This is a genomic window from Sphingoaurantiacus capsulatus, from assembly GCF_042648405.1.
Classification (GTDB): domain Bacteria; phylum Pseudomonadota; class Alphaproteobacteria; order Sphingomonadales; family Sphingomonadaceae; genus Sphingoaurantiacus; species Sphingoaurantiacus capsulatus.
In genome coordinates, this window is the sequence record NZ_JBHRXV010000003.1 from 75,547 (window position 1) to 96,199 (window position 20,653).

A 20,653-nucleotide genomic window follows, 5' to 3' on the forward strand; every position below is an offset into this window, starting at 1 on the left:
CGTCAGATTCCAAAGGCGGTCGCGGCGCGGCGCAAGGCGTATTTCGCGAACTCGCGGATCATCGGCTGCAGCGGCCGTTCGACCGGCACGCCGTCGGGCACGATCTCGACGCGTTCGTCATCGAGTTGCGCCTCCAGTTCGACCTGCGCGCGGCGCATATGGTCGGCGGCGGTAACGAGGCGGATGCTGCGGTACTTGTTGCGCTTGATCCACGCCGCCGTCTCTTCGCCGTTGGAACGCGTGTCGATCGCCTCGCGTCCGAGATCGATGCAGCAGTCGAACAGCTCCTTCGGCACCTTGTATTCGACGGCCAGCTCGACGGGGCGAACTTTCTTGTCGACGCCGGAGATCAGCAGGCGCTTCGCCGCCTTGTCCTGCACCAGTTCGATGCCGCGCGCGACACGGCGCGGCCCGCCGGTCAGCACAACGATGCCGTCGGTGCGCACGCTGGCGTCGAGCGGCGCCGGCATTGCCAGCACGAACCAGGCGAACCAGCCGATCACCGCGACGATGCCGAAGGCGACGAGCCGCCCGAGCACGCCCATCACAGTTGCGACCTTAGCGCCCGCGCCACGCTGACGCGCGCGGCCGCCATGGCCAGCGCGCCCACGGCCAGCGGCAGGACGGCGAGCGCCGCCCACCCGGCCCATGGCAGGGACAAGCCGCCGATCGCGCCCGCGCCCATCGGGCCGACGAGCCAACCGATCATCACGAGAACCCCGAACGCGCATGCCACCCCTGCCAATCCGCCCGCCAGTCCGTAGCCCAGGTAGCGGTGCTGGAAAACCCGCGCGATGGCAGCGTCTTCGGTTCCCATCAAGTGGAGAAGCTCGATCGTCGGTTGATGGACGTTGAGCCCCGAGCGCACGCCGAGCACGACGACCGCCACGGTGGCGGCGGTGACCAGCAGCACAATGGCGACCGCGAGGCCCTGCAGCGAGTGCACCAGCCCCAGCAGCGGCGCGAGCCAGCGGCCATGTTCGTCGAGCCGCGCATCGGGTGCCACCGTATGCAGGCGACGGTCGATCGCAGCGCTGTCGGCACCGGCGCGCAGCCGCACGTCCACAACGGCGGGGACCGGCAGGTCGGCGGTGACGTTGCCGGCGCCGAGCCAGGGTTCGAGCAGGCGGCGCATTTCGGCATCGGACAGGCGATGCGCCGACACGACGCCGGGCTCCCGCTTGAGCGCGGCGACGACGGCATCGAGCTGCGGCGCGGCGCGATCGGGGTTTGGCTGGAGGATCTGCACGGTGGCGCTGCGGCCGAGATCGTCGGCGACGCCGCCCGCCGCGCTGGCCAGCGCGATCGCCCCCGCGAGCGCCAGCGCGGTCAGGAAGGTCATGATCGCGATGACCCAGGGCACGAGCCCGCCCGACCCCTGCCCTTGCGGCAGGAAGGCGTGGCGATGACCGATGGGCGCGAACGGCAGCCGCATTACCGCGGCCTCAGCGGGCGGAACGGCGCGGGCGGCGCGCGCACCGATCCGGTCGGGTCAGAGAGCGTGCCACCGGCCAGCCGCAGCATCTTCGCCCCCGGCAGTTGCGAGACGAGATGCGCGTCATGCGTTGCGATGACGATGGTGGTGCCGAGCTTGTTCAGCTCCTGGAACAGGTGGAGCAGCCGGTCGGCCATCTCGGGATCGATATTGCCGGTGGGTTCATCGGCCACCAGCAGATCGGGGCGGCCGATGACGGCGCGCGCGACGGCGACGCGCTGCTGCTCGCCGCCCGACAGGATCGCCGGCCGTGCCGACATGCGGTCGGTGAGGCTCACCCATTCGAGCATCTCCTCGACATGCTCGCGCACCTCATCCTCCGGCCGGCCGGCGATGCGCAGCGGCAGCGCGACATTGTCGAAGGCGGAAAGGTGCGGGACGAGGCGGAAATCCTGGAAGACCACGCCGATGCGGCGGCGAAGCGCCGGCAGCGCCTCGCGCGGCAGGCTCGTCACCTCCTCGTCGAAGGTCGAGATGAAGCCGCGGGTGGGACGTTGCGCGAGGTAGATGAGCTTCAGCAGCGAGGTCTTGCCGGCGCCCGATGAGCCGAGCAGCACCTGCATCGAGCCGCGGTCGAGCGCGAAGCTGAGATCACGCAGCACTTCGGCGCCCGTGCCGTAGCGCAGGCCGACATTTTCAAAGCGGACGACGCTGCTCACCACCCCTTCCTCTCGCTTCGGCTTAGTGGCACGCCCTCAAGGGGTCGTCCAGCGTTGCACGGCCCCTGTTGAAGTGCTTATCGGTTCACGCCCCATGATCATTACCTGCCCCAGTTGCGCCAAGCGCTACCAGATCGCCGATACCGCCATCGGGCCGGCCGGCCGCACCGTCCGCTGCGCCGCCTGCGGCCATGGCTGGCACCAGGGTCCAGCGGAAGCTGCAGCGTCGCCCGAGCCGTTGGTGGCGCCGCCGCCTGTTCAGGCCCCGCAACCGGCGCCAGCGCCTGCGCCGCCGCCCCCGCCGCCGAGCTGGACCGCGCCGCCGCGTGCCGAGCCGCGGCCGGTGGCACGCGAGCTCGACCCGGACCTAGAATATCGCCGCCCCTCGCGCTTCGCTGCCGAGGACCGGCCGCGCCGCAACCCGCAGCCGCTGTGGACGGCCGCTGCCGTCGTGTTCGCGCTGCTGCTGGTCGGGCTGATCCTGCTGACGAAACCCGGCGGCATCGGCGGCGTCGATCTCGGCAGGCCGCTCGAGCCAGTGTTCCAGGGCACCGCGCTACGCATCGAGGCCTATGAGCCGATCTGGGGCCGCATCGTCGACGGGCGCACCGTGCTCACCGTCAACGGCCGCATCGAGAATCCGGCGAAGCGCGAGCTGCTTGTCCCGGTGCTGCAGGCGCGGCTGCGCGATGCGGACGGGACCTTGCTCGCCACCTGGACCTCGCCGGCGCCGATGGCGGAACTTCCGGCCGGCGGCGCGGTCAGTTTCGATACCGCGGCGATCGACGTGCCCAACGGCGCCAGCACAGTATCGATAGGCTTTGCACCCCCGCGCGATTGACAGTGATCGGCGGCGCCCGGGCGGCCTAGAGTGGGATCAGACAAACAGGGACTCAGCGGGAGGAAGCGCATGGACTTCGAATATTCGGCAAAGACCAAGGATATGGTCGCCCGCGTGCGGGCATTCATGGACAAGCATGTCTATCCGAACGTGGAGCGCTTCGACCGCGAGCTCAATGAAGGCGGCGACCGCTGGAAGGTCATTCCGGTCATCGAGGAGCTGAAGCCGCTGGCCCGCAAGGAAGGCCTGTGGAACATGTTCGTGCCGCCGAGCCACGGCGGCGTTCCGGTGCACGAATATCATTTCGAGGGCACGCCCCTCACCAACCTCGAATACGCCCCCCTCGCCGAGGAGATGGGCCGCGTCGGCTGGGCGTCGGAAGTGTTCAACTGCTCGGCGCCGGACACCGGCAACATGGAAGTGTTCGCGCGCTACGGCACCAAGGAGCAGCAGGACAAGTGGCTGGTGCCGCTGGCCAACGGCGAGATCCGTTCGGCCTTCCTGATGACCGAGCCCGCCGTCGCGTCGTCGGACGCCACCAACATCGAAACCTCGATCCGCCGCGAAGGCGACGAGTACGTGATCAACGGCCGGAAATGGTGGTCGTCGGGCGTGGGCGATCCGCGCTGCAAGGTGGCGATCGTCATGGGCAAGACCGACACGGATGCGCCCAAGCATCTGCAGCAGTCGCAGATCCTCGTGCCGCTCGATGCGCCGGGCATCGAGATCGTCCGCATGCTCAACGTCTTCGGCTACGACGACGCCCCGCACGGCCATGCCGAGGTGGTGATGAAGGACGTCCGCGTGCCGGCAACGAACATCCTGCTCGGCGAGGGCCGCGGCTTCGAGATCGCGCAGGGGCGCCTCGGGCCGGGCCGTATCCACCACTGCATGCGCACGATCGGCGCGGCGGAAGTGGCGCTGGAGAAGATGGCGCGCCGCCTGCTCAGCCGCGAGGCGTTCGGCAAGCGCATCTCCGAGCATTCGGTTTGGGAGGAGCGCATCGCCGCCGCCCGCATCGACATCGAGATGACCCGCCTGCTCTGCCTGAAGGCGTCCTACATGATGGACACCGTCGGCAATAAGGTCGCGCGCAACGAGATCGCGATGATCAAGGTCGCCGCGCCGAAGATGGCGCTGCGCATCATCGACGACGCGATCCAGGCGCACGGCGGCGGTGGCGTCAGCCAGGACTACGGCCTCGCCAAGGCCTATGCCGGCATCCGCACCCTGCGCCTCGCCGACGGCCCGGACGAGGTGCACAACCGCACCGTCGCCCGCGGCGAATACGCGAAATACGCGGGCAACAGCATGCGCGCCGCCAACGAGCGCGACGAGGCCACGCTGGTTCCGGGCGCGCGGTGACGTTCCCCTATCCCTGAGGGGAGAGGGCGACTCGCGCCAGCGAGCGGGGAGAGGGTGGTTTCCACGTTCGCGCTAATCTCCGACCACCCTCTCCCTAACCCTCTCCCCTCCCGGGAGAGGGAATGAGGTTCATGATGGTCGATCCGCGTACCCCCGTCCTCGTCGGCGTCGCCCAATATGTCGACCGCGACAGCGAGCCCGTCAGCGCGCTGTCGCCGGCCGACATGCTGGCCCGTGTCGCGGAAGGCGCCATCGCTGACAGCGGTGGCGCCGGCATCGCGGCGGCGCTCGACATGGTGGCGGTCATCCGGCTGTTCGCCGATTCGGGGCCGGCGTTCGCGTCGCCGTTCGGCCATTACACCAACCTGCCGCGCTCGCTCGCCAACCGGATCGGTGCCAGCCCGCGCGAGCTGATCTATCCGCCGGTCGGCGGCAACACCCCGCAGATGATGGTGAACCTGCTCGCCGAGCGGATCGCCAACGGCGAGGCGGAGGTGGCGCTGATCGCCGGCTGCGAGCCGCTGCGCACGCAGGCGAAGGCGCAGAAGGTCGGCATCGCGCTGAACTGGGGCGAGGATACCAGCGACACGCCCGATGCCCTCGACAAGGACAAGCCGATGATCTCGCGCCACGAGCTGGCGCACGGCATTGCCCTTCCCGTTTCGGTCTATCCGCTGTTCGAGAATGCCGTCGGCCATCATTACGGCCGGACGCCGCTGGAACATCGCGCCAAGATCGGCGAGCTGATGGCACCGTTCACCAAGGTGGCGGCCGCCAACCCCTATGCCACCCTGCCGATCGAGCGCACGCCCGAGGAGCTGGTGACGCCGACCGACGCCAACCGCTACATCGGCTATCCCTATACCAAGTTCCTCAACTCGCTCCTGTTCGTCGACCAGGCGGCGGCGCTGCTGATGATGTCGACGGCAGCGGCCGACCGGCTCGGCGTGCGGCAGGACAAGCGCGTCTATCTGCACGGCTGTGCCGACACGCATGAGAAGATGCTGGTGTCCGACCGCGTCGACTATTGGTCGTCGCCGGCGGTGAAGGTGGGCGCGGCGCATGCGCTGGCCCAAGCGGGCAAGACGCCCGCCGACCTGCAGCATATCGAAATCTATTCCTGCTTCCCGGTCGCGGTGGAGATTGCCGCCGACATGATCGGCATCGCCCATGATGATCCGCGCGGACTGACCTTGACCGGCGGGCTCCCTTATTTCGGCGGCCCCGGCAACAACTACTCGACGCATGGCATCGCCGAAGTCGTGGAGCGGTGCCGCGCCGCGCCCGGCAGCTTCGGACTGGTGTTTGCCAACGGCGGCTACCTGACCAAGCATGGCTTCGGCGTCTATTCGACCGAGCCAACGCAAGGTGCGTGGAGCCGCACCGACCCGGCGACCTATCAGGCCGAGATCGACGCGATGCCGTCGCCACCCCTCGCCGAGCAGCCGTCGGGCGAGGGCGTGGTCGAGACCTTCACCGTGATCTTCGACAAGGGCCGACCCGTCGTGGGCACGATCATCGGCCGGCTGAGCAGCGGCGAACGCTTCCTCGCGCAGATGCATGACCGGCTCGACGAGCTGATCGACCAGCCGGTGATCGGCCGGCGCATCGCGGTCGAGGCGGGAACGCCGGCCAACATCGCTACCTTCGTCTAGCGCTCCGCTCTCTCCGCTTAACGTCATCCTGACGAAAGTCAGGATCTCTCCGCGCGTATCCACCGTTCACGCCGCAGGAGATCCTGACTTTCGTCAGGATGACGTGGATGGCATGGGTGATGCGGCACCCGGCGGCGACACGAAGCAGGAGACATCATGCGCATCGGAATCCTGACCGGCGGCGGCGACGTGCCGGGGCTCAACCCCTGCATCCGCTCGATTACCCTCTCTGCGCTTGACCGGGGCTGGGACGTCGTCGGCTTCCGTCGCGGCTGGCAGGGGCTGCTCGACATCGATCTGGACGATCCGGCGACGATCGCCGCCAACAGCTTCGGACTTGGCCGTGAGAATGTGCGCGGCATCGACCGGCAGGGCGGCACCATCCTCCACACCTCGCGGCTCGACCCTCGCACCGTCGACGGCGGCGACCGCACCGACCATGTGCTGAACGTGCTCGACCATATGGGCGTCGATGCGATGGTGACGCTCGGCGGCGACGGCACGCTGCGTTTCTCGGCGCACCTCGCGAGCCTCGGCTACCCCGTCGTCTCGGTACCGAAGACGATGGATAACGACGTGTTCGGCACCGACTATTGCATCGGCTTCGCCACCGCGGTCAGCCGCTCCGTAGAGGCGATCTCGCGGCTGCGTACCACCACCGAGAGCCACGAGCGCATCGCGGTCGTCGAGCTGTTCGGTCGGCGCAGCGGCGAGACGGCGCTGCTCGCCGGCTTCCTCGCACAGGTCGACCGCACGGTGATCTCCGAGGTGCCCGCCGATCTCGACAAGCTGCTGCCGCTGCTCGACGAGGACAAGCGCAGCAACCCGGCGAACTACGCCGTGCTGGTGGTGTCGGAAGGCGCCTGCCTTGCCGGGGAACGGCAGGAGCAGGGGCTGTCGAAATCGGCGACGGCGCGCGAGGATGTCGGCATCGGCTTTCGCCTTGCCCGCCAGATCGAGACGCGCACCGGCCATGGCACCGTATTGCAGGAACTCGCCTACCTCATGCGCGCCGGCGAGCCCGACGCGCTCGACCGCATGGTCGGCTTCGCGTTCGGCGGCTTGGCGGTTCAGCTGATCGAGGAAAAACGCCACGGCCGCATGCTGGCGTTGAAGAATGGCGCTTACACACATGTCCCCGTCGACACGCTGCTGCACGGCACCAAGATCGTCGATGTCGACGCCCTCTACGACCGCGACGCCTATCGCGCGAAGCTCGCGAAGATCGAGGGCATGCCGATGTTTCTCTACTGATTGTCGCCACAGCGAAATAAAGCGGGGTTGGGGCTGTTGCAGCCCCCCAACCCATCTGCTACACGGCGCGCCTTACCAGCTCGGCGGGTCGATTTTCAGCCCGCTTTCACGTGCGGTCGTGGCGGAACTGGTAGACGCGCAGCGTTGAGGTCGCTGTGGCCGAAAGGCCGTGGAAGTTCGAGTCTTCTCGACCGCACCACCGAGCTATTCTCTGCAAAAACAACTACTTAGCTGCCAGAAATGGCGGGGCGAAAGCCCCGACATTTCGGTGGCTTATGCGCCATTGGTCAACGCACCTGCGGCCAGAGAACTTCAGCCAAATAGATTGCGCGAAACAGACGCCCTAACCTTTCTCATCTCCTTTTCGATTGAGAGGACGGCCATCTGAATGGGGCAGCGGAAATTGTAATTCATGGCGTCCAGATTTCGATTGCGAGTGTACGTTCTCCCGCGATCACGACGCGTCGGGACGAGGTTGCGTGCTTATTACTTGCCCATCACTTTCGGAACCGGATCATTCGTTCTCCGTTGAGTGGGAGCCGCGAGCCGCGGCAGCGGGGACATCCATGATCCGCAACGTAATCGCCAAGGAGGGTCTGAGCGACCGCGACCAGCGGGTGACCAAGCCTCCCAAAATGCGACGTGGCCCCGGGGGTTCGGAAGACCCTTGGCCCCGCGTCGGGCCGACCATGGCGCTGGCACGTGCGTAGTGGCGGTCATGTCGACGTGGCGAACTCGACCGAGCGCGTCATTATCGAAAGCATGATGCAGCTCTACGTCCACGATTTTTCGGCGAATTGGGCAGGAACTTCCTACGGCGACGTCGACGATCGCGGCCGCTTTGCCGCATATCCGCTCGACCCCTATTGGTCCCGGGCCGACCACATACCGTGGCTCATCCGGCAAAACGGCCAACTGGCGGGCTTTTGCCTGACAAATGTCGACAGCCACATTGGACGCGCAATCGACCGGAACGTCGCCGAGTTCTTCATTCTCCGGAAATATCGGGGGCACGGCGTCGGGATGACGGCAGCCCATGCGCTATTCGCCCGAAAGCCCGGCATCTGGGAGGTGGCGGTGGAAACTCAGAACCCCCAGGCGGTCGAATTCTGGCGTCGAACGGTTCACGGCTGCCGAGCAGCGCGAGACGTCGAGGAAGTGGAGATGCGGTCGCCGGACTGGAACGGGCCGGTCCTTCACTTCCGAATCTCCGCCTGAGCCGATCCGAGGGATAGACGGATATCAGCGCTCGGTTTCCAGGCTGCGCAGAAACTCGATCACGTCGGATCGCTTGGTCGAGTCGGAGATGTAAAAGGGATGCGCCGCGTTGGCGCCGCGCGCCGGGTCGAACAGGCTGTTGGCGGCGCTGCGGAAATCGGTGCCAACGACCGAATCGTCGTGGAGCAGCTTGGTCTTGCGTGTGAGATCGAGCAGCAGCACCAGCGACGTGCCGCGCACCTTGCCGTTGGCGCTGCCGTCGGAAACGATATGCTTGTCGTCGAAGAACGGGTTGGGGCCATCAGAGTTCTGGATCGGGGTCTGGGGCGGCATGCGCTGGGCGAGGACCGCCGGCGTGTACGCCGGATAGATCGTCGGCATCGGGATGACGTTGGGCGGTACGAAGCGGTTGGGATCGACCTGGTGACACGTGGTGCAGTTGCCGCCGTCGCTTACCGCCAATGTCCGGAAGACGATCCGCCCGCGGGCCGCGGCGGCGGTGTCGACGTCGGCGGGGCGGCGCGGTGACGGCAGGCTGATGAGATAGGCATTGAGGTCGCGCAGACGCGTTTCGTCGACACGACGCCCGGTGGGCGATGCCGGCACGCCGGGCGTCAGCCCGGTACGCGACCGCACATAGGGTGTGGTCTCGATCGCAACGCCGGTGGCGCGCAGCACGCGCTCATAGTCTTCGGCGAGCTCGTCGCCCGTCGCGTTGGCGCGGGTGCGCAGGAAATCACGGCCGGCCGGGGTAAGCAGCGCGGTCGGGTCGAGCGCGTTCACGAAGACGTTGTTGCTGAAGTCATCGAGCTTGTCGAAGCCGGCCTCGATGCCATAGGGCGCGGCGAGATCCTGCCGGAACAGCGGCGCGATGTGCAGCGGGTTGCCGATGCCGTCGCCGGTGTCGTCGAAGTGACCGACCGGATAGAAGCGTTCGCCCGTCGTCGGATTGCTTCCGGTCAGATAGGTATCGGCCTCGGCCTCGGTCGGCAGCGAGCTGACGGTCGTTGCCAACCCGGGGAAGCCGCCGCGGCCGATGGTGCCGCCCGGCAGCGTTTCGAAGCGGGCCTGCAGGAAGGGATAGTAGGCCAGCGAATTCTGTCCCGCCGCGAAAATGCGGCCGACATCGAGACGGTGCGGCGTCGGGCCGTCGACCGCGCGGCCGATCGATCCGGTGGTGTTCAGCGCCACGGTCGGCGGCAGAACGCTATTGTCGGTGATGGCATGGCAGCCGGCGCATGACAGGCCGACCTTGTCGCCCCCGGCGATGTTGAGCGTGCCCGTGTTCGCCAGCGCCTTGCGCGTGCCGTCGGGATTGAAGGCGACGACGCCGATCACCGCATTCTGGTTGATCAGCGACAGGGTGACGGCGGGGTCACCGAACGCCGTCTGCGCGGGCGGCGTGCCGTCATTGATCTGGGCGATGGCGTTGGTGATGGCGGTGCGCGTCGCCGCGTTCAGCGCATCGACATTGACCGAAAGCCCGATCTGCAGCGCCTGAAGCGGCGTCAGCCCGGAGGCGGCGATGCCTTGAGGCAGCCGCAGCGCGTCGGTCCAGAACCGCTCGTTGCCGAATGTTTCAAAGCGGAACGCGTCCTGGCCCGCCGAAGCGTTGCCCGAAACCTGTTTGAATTGGTCGGGAAGGCTGTCAGGCGCAGGAGCGTCTTGCATCTGCGCGGCTTGTCCCGACCCGCCATCGTCCTTGTCGTCCTCATCGTTGCAAGCCGTCAGCGCGGTGGCGAGCAGGAGAGCAAAAAGAAAGGACTTGCGCATGCCGGCGACTCCCGATGATGGAAATTCGCGAACGACGGCTTGCGAAAGTTGGTTCCGGCTTCGAGATGGCGCTGCGCAATTAGCGATTTCCAGGCACTTATTTGCCCCGCGAGAGCACCGCAATCCGCCGGCCGGCGTTCACCCGCTAGATTTCACCGCCATTGCCGCCGTCCAGCAGGACGACGGTCGATGCCTGGACGGACACATCCTGTTGCAAGCCGAAGGAATGTGTTTCGCCAGTGCCGTCGTCATATTCCACGCCGGCACCGATGGCGGCGTCGATCGTGAGATCGGCTTCGCCGCCCAGCTGTTGACCGGTCGAGCCGGCGGCCTCTTCACCTGAGAATATCTTGGAAAGCAGCGGTGGCATGGCGACCTCCTTTACACCTCAACAGAACGGATCGGGGGAGGTTCACCCAAGCGGCGCGCATCCCGCGCTCAGCGGTTGGCGGTTCGCGACATGCGACAGATCAAACGATCGCCGTCCCAAGCTTCGACGCGATCGAAGGTCGCCAACATGGCGCGGCAACGCAGCAGAGCTTCCTCATCGTCTACACATGCCAGTTCACGGACGTGCCCCGCTTCGTGAGCGGGCAAACACACCAGCCGGTAGGTCTTCATTCAGCCTGCTCGCCGCCCAGCCCCGATGATCGCTCCGTCAGCCGCAAGAGCCGCTCGAGATAGATGGCGGTCCTCCGATAGTGCGCGGCGATCACCGCCGATGCTGCCGCGCGCCGTGCGAGCTCCAGTTCGCGCTGCGCCCGGTGCATGAGAAAATCCCTGTCGCGCATCGTAGTCTCCGAAACAGCGAGCCCGAAGATGGACACCATTTCCTGCTATTGGACATAGTAATCAGTAAAAAGCGACAATAGTTAACCAAAATCAATTTTGAAATTGATCCATATCAATAATCATTATTTCTAGATATAATTATGAAACACCACACATTATTTTGTTTTATTATAAAATATCTGGAACTGATTTTTCACCGGAAAGTTATCGCCCAACGCCATCGCGAAGGAGCGTCGTTTGCAGACCTGTTTTCCGTCACCCTTGTTGGCGGCGAACTAAATGCCCGCCACGCAGTGGCGCGCGTCACAGGTCGCGGTGATTCTCATGATCCTAGGTGCTCCCGCTGCTCGCATCGAAAGCGCGGAATTGCGCGACGCGCTGGCTGCGGCGCACGCCACGAACCCCGACATCACGGCCGCGCGGGCGCGGCTGCGCGGGGTCGATGAGAATGTCGGCATCGCCAAGGCGTCCGGCCGCCCCTTGCTCGGCGCCACCTCCACGATAAGCCAGACCTTCGACGACATCGGGCGATTTCGCGACGGCGGCCGGGTGCTCGACGCGTCGGCCGACCTGTCGGTTCCCCTCTATTCCGGAGGTCGCGTCCGCAACCTGACACGGGCGGCCGACAGCCGCGTCGTCGGCAGCCGAGCCGACTTGCGGACGATCGAAGGTGATGTGTTCACGCAGGTCGTGGCGGCGTACCTCAACGTCATCCGCGACGCCTATCTCGCCAACCTCAGCCGCAGCTATGTGGAGCTGCTGAGGGCCAATCTCGACGCAAGCCAGGCCCGCTTCAGGGGAGGCGACCTGACCCGTACCGACGTGGCGCAGTCGGAAGCACGCCTGGCGGCCGCAAGGAGCCAGCTCACCGCCGCCGAGGGTGACCTGACGACCAGCCGCGAGGAGTATCGGCGCGTCGTCGGAAGCTGGCCGGTAGAGCTAGAGTCCCCGCCGCCGTTGCCGACGCTGCCATCGACCGCCGACATCGCCGTCGAGATAGCAGTCGCGGGCGCGCCCGATCTGGAATCGGTGTCGGCAAGCGTCAGGGCGGCCGGCTTCGACGTGGAGGTGGCGCGGGCGTTGCGCCGGCCGGTGCTGTCGACTTCCGCGACCGCAAGCTACGTCAACTATCTCGGCTCGCTCGACAGGGTGGCCGGGATCCCGTCGGATCGCGGGCTCGACCAGGTCCAGACCACGGCGGTCGTCGGGCTCGCCGCGAGGATTCCGCTCTATCAGGGCGGCGGCCCGGCGGCGCGCGTTCGGCAGGCGCAGGCGTTCGAAAGCGAATTGGAAGAACAGCGGGTCGGCGTCGAGCGCGCGATCATCGCCGACGTGCGGGCCGCCTTTTCCGACTTCAGCGTCGCAACTGCCAACATCACCTCCAACGAGGTCGCCGTCGCCGCCAACCAGCTCGCGCTGCGCGGCGCGCGCGAGGAGAATGCGGCGGGGACGCGGACGCTGCTCGACGTGCTCAATGCCGAGCAGGAGCTGCTGGAGAGCCAGGTGGCGCTCATCGTCGCCGGACGAGATCGCTACGTCGCCGGCTTCTCGTTGCTCAACGCCATGGGCCGCGCCGGCGCCGATCTGCTCGGCCTCGACGGTGGCGCGCTGTATGATCCGTTGCCGAATTACGAGCGCGCGAGCCGTTCGCTTTCGGATTGGGCGGACAGCCGCAAGGCTGCGCCGTCGGCGACGCGCACCGTCGGCCCGACCCCGCTCGACCGCCCTGCGGTTGCCGTCATGGCAGTCGATGCCGGCAGGCTGCCCGCGACGGAATCGGAGACGATCTCCCGGCCGCCGATCAGCGATGGTCCCGGCAGCGCGGCAATGCCGCAAGCGCCGCGGCGATAGCATGATCGCGGCGGCCTCCCTTGCGTTCGGCCCTGTCCCCTCGCCGATCGCGGCGCCATGAGCAGCCGGGCGGCCCATATAAACGCGCTCGATCACGCGCTCGACGTCTCGATCCAGAACGTCGCGGTTTGCGAGATCCAGAACGGGGCGCGCCTCGTCGTGGCGCCGGTCGAAGCCTTTACCAGCTATCTCGTGCTCGCCGGCACCATGCACGTCAGCTTTGCCGATCACCCCGACCTGGTCGCCGAGACCGGGATGCTGGTGCTGGTGCCGGCGGGGCTCCGGCCCAGTATCTCGGGCAGTGCCGAGCCGGCGGTGGACGTGCTGGCGACAAGGGGAGCCACCCGTCTGGGAAGCCTTGTCGTCCTGGATGCGGCAGGTGGTCAGGCCGGCGATCTTCGTCTGCTGGTCGGCCGCCTGGTGTCCAACAGCGTCGAGCTTCCCATCGTGCTTGGCGACATCGCCGCGCCGCTGCTCAGCGACCTTCGCGACGACCATGTCGCCTCTGCCGCCACGACGGCGATCCTGAAGGAGATCGGTCGGGCCCAGGTCGGTTCGGCCGTCCTCGTCACGACGCTCCTGAAGGCGTGTGTGGTGATCAGCATGCGCCAGATGGCGGCGCATCTCGCGAAATCGGGGGTCAGCTTCCTTTCGCCGCTCAATCCGCAACTGGCGACGGTGACGGCGGCGATCCTGGCGCGGCCAAGGCAGTCACACTGCATCGACTCGCTCGCGAAATTAGCCGGTATGAGCCGGTCGACGTTCGCGAGGCAGTTCGCCGAGGCGATGGGCAGCAGCCCGATGGAGTTCGTGCAACGCGTCAGGCTCCGCCATGCGGCCGCCCTGCTCGACAGCACTGCGATGTCGATCAAGGAGATCGCGGCATCGTCGGGATTCGCCAGCCGCAGCCACTTCTCGCGCGCGTTCCGCTGTCTCCACGGCCTGGATCCGACGCGCTTTCGATCCCGGCCCAACCCGGTGGTCGCCCGGCACCAATAACCCAGGTTAGTCGAAGCTGGTTCAAGCCGGGTTTCCACGGTGCCGCCCGCCCCCAAAGCGGTATCCCTGAAGGTCATGACCGGCCAACGACGTTAATCTAAGATAACAAGAAAATCAATTTATATTCAGTGACTTGTGAGAGATCGTTTTGGCGGAAACCGGTCAATTTCGCACGTTTTGGACAACTGCGCCCGGAGGAACGCGGCACCCTCGCTCTTGGTTCTTCTGCTGCGATCCAACGGGCGGCGTGCCTCCCGTCCGATCGAAAGTCAGAGGCAATCTCAACCAACATAGAGGAGATCGATCATGGGTGGTCTGAACAATATTTTCGGCGGCGAAGGCAACAACGACAGCGAGAACAGCAACAGCTCGAACGCCAACTCGAACGAGGGCAGCCTCACGGGTGACGTGAGCTCGGCGCTGGGTCTCAACGCCAACTCGAGCCAGGAAAGCCAGAGCCAGGACGAGGACGGCAACTCGAGCTCGGAATCGAGCGATCAGTCGATCGGTCTCGACACCAGCACCGACGGCCTTCTGAACTCGATGAGCGACAGCTTCAGCTCGTCGAGCGACTCCGACACGGAGTAATCCACGACGGGAGCGGGCCTTCGGGCCCGCTCCTTCCTTTTTCGGAGATACCGCCTCATGGCCGCCGAGATTCTGCTTCATCCCGATAACCGGCTCCTGGGGTTCTCCACCAACGACTTCAGTTTCTACGGTGCGCAGCCCGCCGACGTGACGACGGTCACGGTCCGACCGGCGCCGGCTTCCGAGGGGCTTGCGCCGCCGGTCGACACCGGCGACGGCGCCGGTGGAGCACCGGCCCCCATGAGCGAGCCGTCGCCTCCTGCGGATATGGCGACGATCGAAATCGCCGACCCGATTCCCGCCGACGTCGAAGCTCCCGCTGCCACCAGCAGCGTCGCCGCCGGCGAAGCGGCCGCGCCGCTGGTGCCGAACGCCGACGGCGCCGGCTCGCTCAGCTCCGTCGCCTTCAGCGTCCTCCCGGCAACGAGCCAGCTTTCAGCCGAAAATGCTGCCGCCGAGACTGCGCCTGCCGCCCTGTCGGGCGTGGCGCCGTCTTCCGGCGACATGAGCGCCGCGACCGACGCCCTGACCACCTCGACCATGCTCGACATGATCGGCATTACGGCGCCGCTCTCTGCTGCGGTAGATGCGCTCGCGATCGACGCGCTCGGCGTGGCGGCGCAGGCTCCTCCGACCGTCGTCGATGCGGTGGGCACCACCACGTCTCTCGCCGCCGACACTGCCGCCTCGCTGGTAGGCGACGTCGTGGCGCCCGTCACCGCGGTGATCACGCCGGTGGTGGATTCGGTCGCCAGTGCGGCCGCGCCCGTCGATGCGGCGGTGGGAACCGATCTCGCCGGCGCGGATCCGGCCGCCGGCATCGCGACCCTCGTCGACCTGGTCACCGTCGACAATCTGTTCGACCTTCGCCAGGCCGGGGTCGAGGCCGCTCCCGATCCGGCGCCGTCAATGGTGGACAGCCTGATGGCCGATGCGGTCGCACCGCCTCTGCTTGGCACCGAAGATTCGGACGACGCTCTCCTCGCAACCAGCGACGCGCACGACGATGCCGTCGGCATCGGAATTTGAGCCCCCCTGTCATGGACAAGACGCCGACGGATGTCCGAAAAACACACCAGGACGCGACCGACGCCTCGGCTGAGGTCATCGCGCTCGACAGCGCCGCCCGCGCGGCCGATCTGGGCCATGGCGACGAGTTCGCGTCCGCACTGCGCCAATGCAAAGGGTTGATCTGGGCGGCCGCCGCCTACAGCGGCGGCGTCAACCTGCTGTTTCTCGCCTCGCCGATCTATCTCATCGAGGTCTATAACCGCGTCATTCCCAGCGGCAGCATCCCAACGCTCGTCGTTCTCAGCATCGGCCTTTGCCTGGCGCTGCTGACGATGGTGGTTCTCGATTCGGTTCGCGCGCGCTTGCTGATCCGCGCGGCGGCCCGGCTCGATCGCATCCTCGCCCATCGCGTCTTCCAGGCAATCATCGATCTGGCGCCGCGCAACGGCGCCATCGCGCGCAACGGGCAGATGCTGCGCGATCTCGACCAGTTCCGGGGCGCGCTCGCCGGACCCGGCGCGCAGTTCTTCTTCGACATGCCGTGGATGCCGCTGTTTTTGCTCACGCTCTTCCTAATCCACCCGCTCCTGGGCGCCGTCGGCCTGGGCGGGGCTCTGCTGCTGCTGGCGCTCGCATTCTGGAGTGACAGGGCGACGCGCGAGAGCGCCGAAATCGCGACCCAGGCAGGTAACCGCAGCTATCGATTTACCGACGCCGTGGCGCGCTACGCCGGTTCGGTGCGGGCGATGGGAATGACCGACGCGCTGTCGGTGCACTGGCATGTCGATCGTGACACGATGATGCGCCGCCAGGCCGAAGGCAGCGACCGCGCGGCCAATTTCTCCGCCGCTGTCCGCTTTATCCGGCTGGGGCTTCAAAGTGCGATGATCGGCGTCGGCGGCTGGCTGGTTGTCGAAGGCAGCATGCTTCCCGCCAGCATCTTCGCAGCGAACCTTCTGCTGGGACGCGCGCTCGCTCCGCTCGAAGTCGCCGTCACGGGCTGGCGCGCCAACGCGCAGGCGATCGCGTCGGGGCGACGCGTGCAGAAAGCGTTGATCGAGGCGGGTCGGCGCCGCGGCCAGGTCGTCCTTCCGAACGACGACGTGGCGATCGAGGCCGCTGGCGTGTTCTTGGTTCCGCCGGGTGCGAACCGGCCGGCGTTGAAGGACATCGATCTCACGATCGCGGCCGGCGAAGCGATCGGCATCGTCGGCCCCAGCGGCGCCGGCAAGAGCTCGCTGGCGCGAATGCTCGTCGGCATCACCATGCCGACGCAGGGGCGCCTCACCATCGGCGGTGTCGAGGGACGCCACTGGACCGACGCGAATCTAGCGGAGCGCATCGGCTATCTGTCGCAAACGGTCGGCTTGTTCCCGGGCACGATCCGGGAGAACATCGCCCGCTTCACCAGCGGCAACGACGACGCCGTCGTCGAAGCCGCGAGACGTGCCAACGTGCACGACATGATCATGACCTTCCCGGATGGTTACGAGACCCGGGTCGACGCGAGCGGCGAGGGGCTTTCCGGCGGCCAGAAGCAGCGCATCGGCCTCGCCCGCGCGATGTTCGGCAACCCGCGGCTGCTCGTGCTCGACGAGCCCAACGCGCATCTCGACGCCGACGGCGAGGAAGCGCTGGCAGGAGCGCTCGCGACGCTGAAGCGCGAAGGCACGACTATCGTGCTGATCGCGCACCGTCTCAACCCGATCGCGCAGGTGGACCGGGTAGTCGTCCTGTCCGCCGGCGAGCTGCAGCTCGACGGCCCCCGCCAGAAGGTCTTCCGCCAGGTGAAGACCGAACTCGTCCGCTCGATCGCGCGCGAACCGGTGCCCGCGTCATGAAGATCGATTTCTCCCCGTTCCGCGGCGGCACGCAGTCCGCCCCGCGCCGCTACATTGATCGGCGGATGCGGCAGCTCGAGATCGAGCCGCTCGACTATTCGCGGCGCATCAACCGGCTCGGCATCGGCGTCGTGCTCTCCTTCGTGCTGATCTTCGTCGTCTATGGGCTGGTGGCGCCGATCTCGAGCGCCGCGCTCGCGTCGGGCGAGGTTTCGCAGCGCGGCGACAAGCTGATGGTGCAGCCGCAGACGTCGGGCGTGGTGAGCCGCGTTTTCGTCCGTGAAGGACAGACGGTTCGCGCCGGGCAACCGCTGATCTGGCTGGATGGCGTTCGCATGTCGGCGAAACTGCGTCAGACGGAGGCCCGTTACGATGCGCTTGCCGCGACCGAAGCGCGGCTGCTGGCGCAGCGCGACGGATCGTCGAACATCTCGTTCCCCACCGACCTCCTCGCCCGACAGGCGGGGCCGGAACTCCGCGCCATCCTCGACGCCGAACGGGCGACGTGGCGCCGCGAGTCCGAAATCAGGCGCGCCGATCGCCAAATGATCGAAATCCGCCTGGCGTCGTCGCGCGCGCAGCAGCGTGCGACCGAGCGGCAACTGAGCCTGATCAACGACGAGCTTACCGGATACCGCGAGCTGTACGACAAGGGGTTCGCCCGAAAAACCACGGTACGAGCGCTCGAACGAACGCAAGCCCAGCTCGAAGCGGAACGCGCGACGGGCGCCGGCGCCATCGCCCAGGCGCAGGCCGAGCATCGGCGCATCCTCGACGCGCAGATGCTCGAGACCGTCAGCCAGCTGGCCGAGGTTCGTTCGCAGCTCGCGCAGGTCAGCCCCGATCTCGCGGTAACGCGATATGATTCGGACCAGCATGTCCTTCGCGCGCAGGCCAATGGCCGCGTCTCAGGCGTGGTCGACCTTGGCCCGGGCATGGTGGTGACGAGCGGCAGCACGCTGATGGAGATCGTTCCGGATCGGCGCGACCTCATCGTGAACGCGCGGATCAGCCCGAACGACATCGATGACGTCCGCGTCGGCCAGGAAGCGACCGTGCGCTTCTCAACCGTCAATCCGCACGGCCAGACCGCGTTCAAGGGCCGTGTCGTCAGCCTGTCCCCCGACCGCGTCGGTGACGATGCGACGGCCCACTTCCGCGCGCAGATCGCGCTGGATGATCCGGCGGGCGCCCGTCGCGAAGGCGTTACGCTGCAGCCGGGCATCCCCGCCAGCATCAGCGTCAAGACGAAGGAACGGACGCTCTTCGACTATCTGTTCTCGCCGCTCACCGACGCCATGAGCCGGAGCCTGCGCGAGGAATGATCGGTGGAGTTCGCTGCGACGGCGAGCCGCCGCTAGGCTGACATGAGCGGAGCCGGGCTTGGCACGCTAGCACCGGCGAGGATGGAATAGCGTCGTGCCATATCGCGATGCACTGCAGCCACTTTCGGGTTGAGGGCTGTCGCGGCGCGCGCCAGTTCCTCCTGCTCGCGCGCCCTGAAATATTCTACCGAGCCAAATTCGATCATTCGAATGCTCCCACCCGAGGAAGCACCATCTAACCAGTCTGCTCACTGCCGTGCGCAACATGGATCATATTTGCCGATGGGATTCAGGCGCGCAGACGATCAGCACGCCGCGCCGGTCATTCCAGGTCGATCGCCAGACTTCGTTCGATCGCCGCGAGGAGGGCAAGGGACTTCGCGAGCTCGGCCGGCGTGTCGCCAAGCTCCGGACCGATCTCCTCCTTCACCTCCGATGCGATGTCGACGATTTCCAGGGCGTCGGCGACACTGAGGACCGAACGCGCCACCAAACCGTGGATGAGGCTTTCGACGAGAAACAGCGCGGCCTGGCCGTGAGCGTCAGGCGGGCTCACTCCGGATGCGGCGGCCGATTCGTTGTCGTTGATATGGCGGGACATGGCGTCTCCATTTCGGCAAGAGCGCTTGGCATCTCTCAGCCGCCGGAAGCCGAACTGTCACCGACGATCCCTTGCCAATAGCGCGATCGCCGAACCGCAGCCATTACTCAAATCAACTTTCGATAATAACTTTGAACAATGTTAAAATGCACGCCCGCGTGGGATGGTAGGACCGTGGCGAACCGATTCATCAGTAAGTTGAATGGCTACGCGCCGCTGGGCAAAGCGGATATCGCGGTGCTCGAGGCTGCCACGGCCAAACCCAGGGACTATCCCGCCAAGTTCGACCTCATCCGCGAAGGGGATCGGCCGGGACCGGTATTCGTGATGCTCGAGGGGTGGGCATGCCGGTACAAAATCCTGCCGAACGGCACGCGCCAGGTGCTGGCCTTCCTGATGCCCGGCGACTCATGCGATCTCCACATCGGGCTCCTGGCGGAGATGGACCACAGCATCCAGACGCTGGTGCCGTCGGTCGTCGCGACGATCCCGCGGGCCGAGATGGATGCGATCATGGATGGTCATCGCGCCATCGCAAAGGCGATGTACGTCGGCCAGCTCATCGACGAGGGCACGATGCGCGCCTGGATCACCAGCATGGGGCGGCGCGCCAGTATCGAACGAGTCGCTCATCTGATGTGCGAGCTCTACATCCGCGCCCGCGCCATCGGGGCGGCGGACGAGCGGCAGCTGGCGCTGCCGCTGTCGCAACTGGTGCTCGCCGATGCGCTGGGGATGACGCCGGTGCATCTCAACCGAGTCCTCAAGGAATTGCGGCTGAAGGGGGCGATGACCCTGAAGCGCGGCAGTCTGGTCGTCACGGATCCGTCCAAGTTGGTTCAGATCGCAGGGTTCGACGACAATTATCTTCACCGGCGCCTCAGGACGGCAGCATAGCTTTCCGCGCGTCGCGCGTCGCCGTGCTTCAACCAGCCGACCATGATCGGTGAGGCGCCCCCCGGGCGTGATAAATGCCATTGGTAGGATGATATCCGCGTCTGTCTCGGGGTTGTTCTTATTCCCCAACAGATTCAATCGATGAACTCTCGGCTTGCCGATGGCGCGCTGCCGTCGCACCTTGAAGAGAAGCTAGGTGGCGGCAAGTTCCCTTCTTTGGACCAATATTGCTGATCGCCAGGTCGCGCTACCGGAAGAGCTTCTTGGGGCGGCGCCTTTCCAACGGCCAGTTTGCCTAATAGCCGCCGTTCAGGCAGGGGAACATTGAGGACGGTGCATACCCGCGCCATGTAGCTGCCCGAAACCTCGAACTGATCTGCGACCGTCGTCATGGGTTCGGACAACACCAACCGATAAAGCGCTTCCCTCGAAATCACTGCTTACTCTCAATGATTGTCGCCGGAGGCGGCAATGGCATGGTCCAGTTC

Annotated in this window: 20 protein-coding genes and 1 tRNA gene; 13 read left to right on the forward strand and 8 right to left on the reverse strand. The window is 66.4% G+C overall.

Annotation, left to right across the window (positions count from 1 at the left end; genetic code table 11):
* Nucleotides 1-2: 2 nt before the first annotated feature.
* Genes ACFOMD_RS03680 through ftsE form a run of 3 tightly spaced genes read right to left on the reverse strand, consistent with a single transcriptional unit; the run spans nt 3 to nt 2,154 of the window.
* On the reverse strand, nt 3-539 hold the full coding sequence (locus ACFOMD_RS03680; protein WP_380857870.1) for a YdcF family protein: 537 nt from the start codon (nt 537-539) through the stop codon (nt 3-5).
* Nucleotides 540-544: 5 nt separating this feature from the next.
* The gene (locus ACFOMD_RS03685) at nt 545-1,435 is read right to left on the reverse strand and encodes a cell division protein FtsX (protein WP_380857014.1); all 891 of its coding nucleotides are present in this window, start codon (nt 1,433-1,435) and stop codon (nt 545-547) included.
* A complete protein-coding gene (ftsE, locus tag ACFOMD_RS03690) occupies nt 1,435-2,154 on the reverse strand; it encodes a cell division ATP-binding protein FtsE (RefSeq protein WP_380857017.1) in 720 nt (239 codons plus the stop codon). Before ftsE ends, ACFOMD_RS03685 begins: the two co-directional genes overlap by 1 nt.
* Nucleotides 2,155-2,248: 94 nt before the next feature.
* Here ftsE and ACFOMD_RS03695 point away from each other — a divergent pair, with 94 nt between their 5' ends.
* The 6 genes from ACFOMD_RS03695 to ACFOMD_RS03720 all read left to right on the forward strand — a co-directional run bounded on the left by ACFOMD_RS03695 (nt 2,249) and on the right by ACFOMD_RS03720 (nt 8,487).
* On the forward strand, nt 2,249-2,995 hold the full coding sequence (locus tag ACFOMD_RS03695; protein ID WP_380857020.1) for a zinc-ribbon domain-containing protein: 747 nt from the start codon (nt 2,249-2,251) through the stop codon (nt 2,993-2,995).
* 69 nt (nt 2,996-3,064) lie between these two features.
* On the forward strand, nt 3,065-4,360 hold the full coding sequence (locus ACFOMD_RS03700; RefSeq protein WP_380857023.1) for an acyl-CoA dehydrogenase family protein: 1,296 nt from the start codon (nt 3,065-3,067) through the stop codon (nt 4,358-4,360).
* A 122-nt stretch (nt 4,361-4,482) separates the two neighbouring features.
* Nucleotides 4,483-6,015: an acetyl-CoA acetyltransferase gene (locus ACFOMD_RS03705; protein WP_380857026.1), complete on the forward strand. Its 1,533-nt coding sequence runs from the start codon at nt 4,483-4,485 to the stop codon at nt 6,013-6,015.
* A gap of 156 nt (nt 6,016-6,171) precedes the next feature.
* Nucleotides 6,172-7,269 (forward strand): 6-phosphofructokinase, encoded by a 1,098-nt coding sequence (locus ACFOMD_RS03710; RefSeq protein WP_380857029.1) that lies wholly within the window; start codon nt 6,172-6,174, stop codon nt 7,267-7,269.
* Between the two features lie 112 nt (nt 7,270-7,381).
* Nucleotides 7,382-7,468 (forward strand) — tRNA-Leu (locus ACFOMD_RS03715).
* A 527-nt stretch (nt 7,469-7,995) separates the two neighbouring features.
* Entirely contained in the window at nt 7,996-8,487 is a 492-nt protein-coding gene (locus ACFOMD_RS03720) for a GNAT family N-acetyltransferase (protein ID WP_380857032.1), read from the forward strand.
* A gap of 24 nt (nt 8,488-8,511) precedes the next feature.
* Here ACFOMD_RS03720 and ACFOMD_RS03725 read toward each other — a convergent pair whose 3' ends face one another.
* The 3 genes from ACFOMD_RS03725 to ACFOMD_RS03735 all read right to left on the reverse strand — a co-directional run bounded on the left by ACFOMD_RS03725 (nt 8,512) and on the right by ACFOMD_RS03735 (nt 11,051).
* The gene (locus ACFOMD_RS03725; protein WP_380857035.1) at nt 8,512-10,260 is read right to left on the reverse strand and encodes a hypothetical protein; all 1,749 of its coding nucleotides are present in this window, start codon (nt 10,258-10,260) and stop codon (nt 8,512-8,514) included.
* 145 nt (nt 10,261-10,405) lie between these two features.
* Nucleotides 10,406-10,630, reverse strand: coding sequence for a hypothetical protein (locus tag ACFOMD_RS03730; protein ID WP_380857038.1), 225 nt, complete (start codon nt 10,628-10,630; stop codon nt 10,406-10,408).
* 247 nt (nt 10,631-10,877) lie between these two features.
* Nucleotides 10,878-11,051, reverse strand: a complete 174-nt coding sequence (locus tag ACFOMD_RS03735; protein ID WP_380857041.1) for a hypothetical protein — start codon at nt 11,049-11,051, stop codon at nt 10,878-10,880.
* Between the two features lie 325 nt (nt 11,052-11,376).
* On the opposite strand from ACFOMD_RS03735, the gene ACFOMD_RS03740 reads away from it, so the two are divergent.
* The 6 genes from ACFOMD_RS03740 (at nt 11,377) to ACFOMD_RS03765 (ending at nt 18,667) form a co-directional block, all read left to right on the forward strand.
* Complete coding sequence (locus tag ACFOMD_RS03740) at nt 11,377-12,903, forward strand: TolC family outer membrane protein (RefSeq protein ID WP_380857044.1); 1,527 nt, start codon at nt 11,377-11,379, stop codon at nt 12,901-12,903.
* A gap of 57 nt (nt 12,904-12,960) precedes the next feature.
* Nucleotides 12,961-13,902 (forward strand): helix-turn-helix domain-containing protein, encoded by a 942-nt coding sequence (locus tag ACFOMD_RS03745; RefSeq protein WP_380857047.1) that lies wholly within the window; start codon nt 12,961-12,963, stop codon nt 13,900-13,902.
* Between the two features lie 306 nt (nt 13,903-14,208).
* Nucleotides 14,209-14,490, forward strand: a complete 282-nt coding sequence (locus ACFOMD_RS03750) for a hypothetical protein (RefSeq protein ID WP_380857050.1) — start codon at nt 14,209-14,211, stop codon at nt 14,488-14,490.
* 57 nt (nt 14,491-14,547) lie between these two features.
* The gene (locus ACFOMD_RS03755) at nt 14,548-15,519 is read left to right on the forward strand and encodes a hypothetical protein (protein WP_380857053.1); all 972 of its coding nucleotides are present in this window, start codon (nt 14,548-14,550) and stop codon (nt 15,517-15,519) included.
* Nucleotides 15,520-15,530: 11 nt separating this feature from the next.
* Nucleotides 15,531-17,342, forward strand: coding sequence for a type I secretion system permease/ATPase (locus ACFOMD_RS03760; RefSeq protein WP_380857056.1), 1,812 nt, complete (start codon nt 15,531-15,533; stop codon nt 17,340-17,342).
* The gene (locus ACFOMD_RS03765; RefSeq protein WP_380857059.1) at nt 17,339-18,667 is read left to right on the forward strand and encodes an HlyD family type I secretion periplasmic adaptor subunit; all 1,329 of its coding nucleotides are present in this window, start codon (nt 17,339-17,341) and stop codon (nt 18,665-18,667) included. The genes ACFOMD_RS03760 and ACFOMD_RS03765 overlap by 4 nt, the downstream gene beginning before the upstream one ends.
* 32 nt (nt 18,668-18,699) lie before the next feature.
* On the opposite strand, the gene ACFOMD_RS03770 is transcribed toward ACFOMD_RS03765, so the two are convergent.
* Together ACFOMD_RS03770 and ACFOMD_RS03775 are read right to left on the reverse strand one after the other, a co-directional pair.
* A complete protein-coding gene (locus ACFOMD_RS03770) occupies nt 18,700-18,873 on the reverse strand; it encodes a hypothetical protein (RefSeq protein ID WP_380857062.1) in 174 nt (57 codons plus the stop codon).
* A gap of 116 nt (nt 18,874-18,989) precedes the next feature.
* Nucleotides 18,990-19,268: a hypothetical protein gene (locus tag ACFOMD_RS03775; RefSeq protein ID WP_380857065.1), complete on the reverse strand. Its 279-nt coding sequence runs from the start codon at nt 19,266-19,268 to the stop codon at nt 18,990-18,992.
* 174 nt (nt 19,269-19,442) lie between these two features.
* On the opposite strand from ACFOMD_RS03775, the gene ACFOMD_RS03780 reads away from it, so the two are divergent.
* Complete coding sequence (locus ACFOMD_RS03780; RefSeq protein WP_380857068.1) at nt 19,443-20,165, forward strand: Crp/Fnr family transcriptional regulator; 723 nt, start codon at nt 19,443-19,445, stop codon at nt 20,163-20,165.
* Nucleotides 20,166-20,653 lie beyond the last annotated feature (488 nt).

Coding starts and splice junctions, on each gene's coding strand:
- ACFOMD_RS03745 (WP_380857047.1), top strand. CDS start 12,961: ATGAGCAGCCGGGCGGCCCATATAAACGCGCTCGATCACGCGCTCGAC.
- ACFOMD_RS03710 (WP_380857029.1), top strand. CDS start 6,172: ATGCGCATCGGAATCCTGACCGGCGGCGGCGACGTGCCGGGGCTCAAC.
- ACFOMD_RS03695 (WP_380857020.1), top strand. CDS start 2,249: ATGATCATTACCTGCCCCAGTTGCGCCAAGCGCTACCAGATCGCCGAT.
- ACFOMD_RS03765 (WP_380857059.1), top strand. CDS start 17,339: ATGAAGATCGATTTCTCCCCGTTCCGCGGCGGCACGCAGTCCGCCCCG.
- ACFOMD_RS03685 (WP_380857014.1), bottom strand. CDS start 1,435: ATGCGGCTGCCGTTCGCGCCCATCGGTCATCGCCACGCCTTCCTGCCG.
- ACFOMD_RS03770 (WP_380857062.1), bottom strand. CDS start 18,873: ATGATCGAATTTGGCTCGGTAGAATATTTCAGGGCGCGCGAGCAGGAG.
- ACFOMD_RS03725 (WP_380857035.1), bottom strand. CDS start 10,260: ATGCGCAAGTCCTTTCTTTTTGCTCTCCTGCTCGCCACCGCGCTGACG.
- ACFOMD_RS03700 (WP_380857023.1), top strand. CDS start 3,065: ATGGACTTCGAATATTCGGCAAAGACCAAGGATATGGTCGCCCGCGTG.
- ACFOMD_RS03740 (WP_380857044.1), top strand. CDS start 11,377: ATGATCCTAGGTGCTCCCGCTGCTCGCATCGAAAGCGCGGAATTGCGC.
- ACFOMD_RS03750 (WP_380857050.1), top strand. CDS start 14,209: ATGGGTGGTCTGAACAATATTTTCGGCGGCGAAGGCAACAACGACAGC.
- ACFOMD_RS03775 (WP_380857065.1), bottom strand. CDS start 19,268: ATGTCCCGCCATATCAACGACAACGAATCGGCCGCCGCATCCGGAGTG.
- ACFOMD_RS03705 (WP_380857026.1), top strand. CDS start 4,483: ATGAGGTTCATGATGGTCGATCCGCGTACCCCCGTCCTCGTCGGCGTC.
- ACFOMD_RS03730 (WP_380857038.1), bottom strand. CDS start 10,630: ATGCCACCGCTGCTTTCCAAGATATTCTCAGGTGAAGAGGCCGCCGGC.
- ACFOMD_RS03755 (WP_380857053.1), top strand. CDS start 14,548: ATGGCCGCCGAGATTCTGCTTCATCCCGATAACCGGCTCCTGGGGTTC.
- ACFOMD_RS03760 (WP_380857056.1), top strand. CDS start 15,531: ATGGACAAGACGCCGACGGATGTCCGAAAAACACACCAGGACGCGACC.
- ACFOMD_RS03735 (WP_380857041.1), bottom strand. CDS start 11,051: ATGCGCGACAGGGATTTTCTCATGCACCGGGCGCAGCGCGAACTGGAG.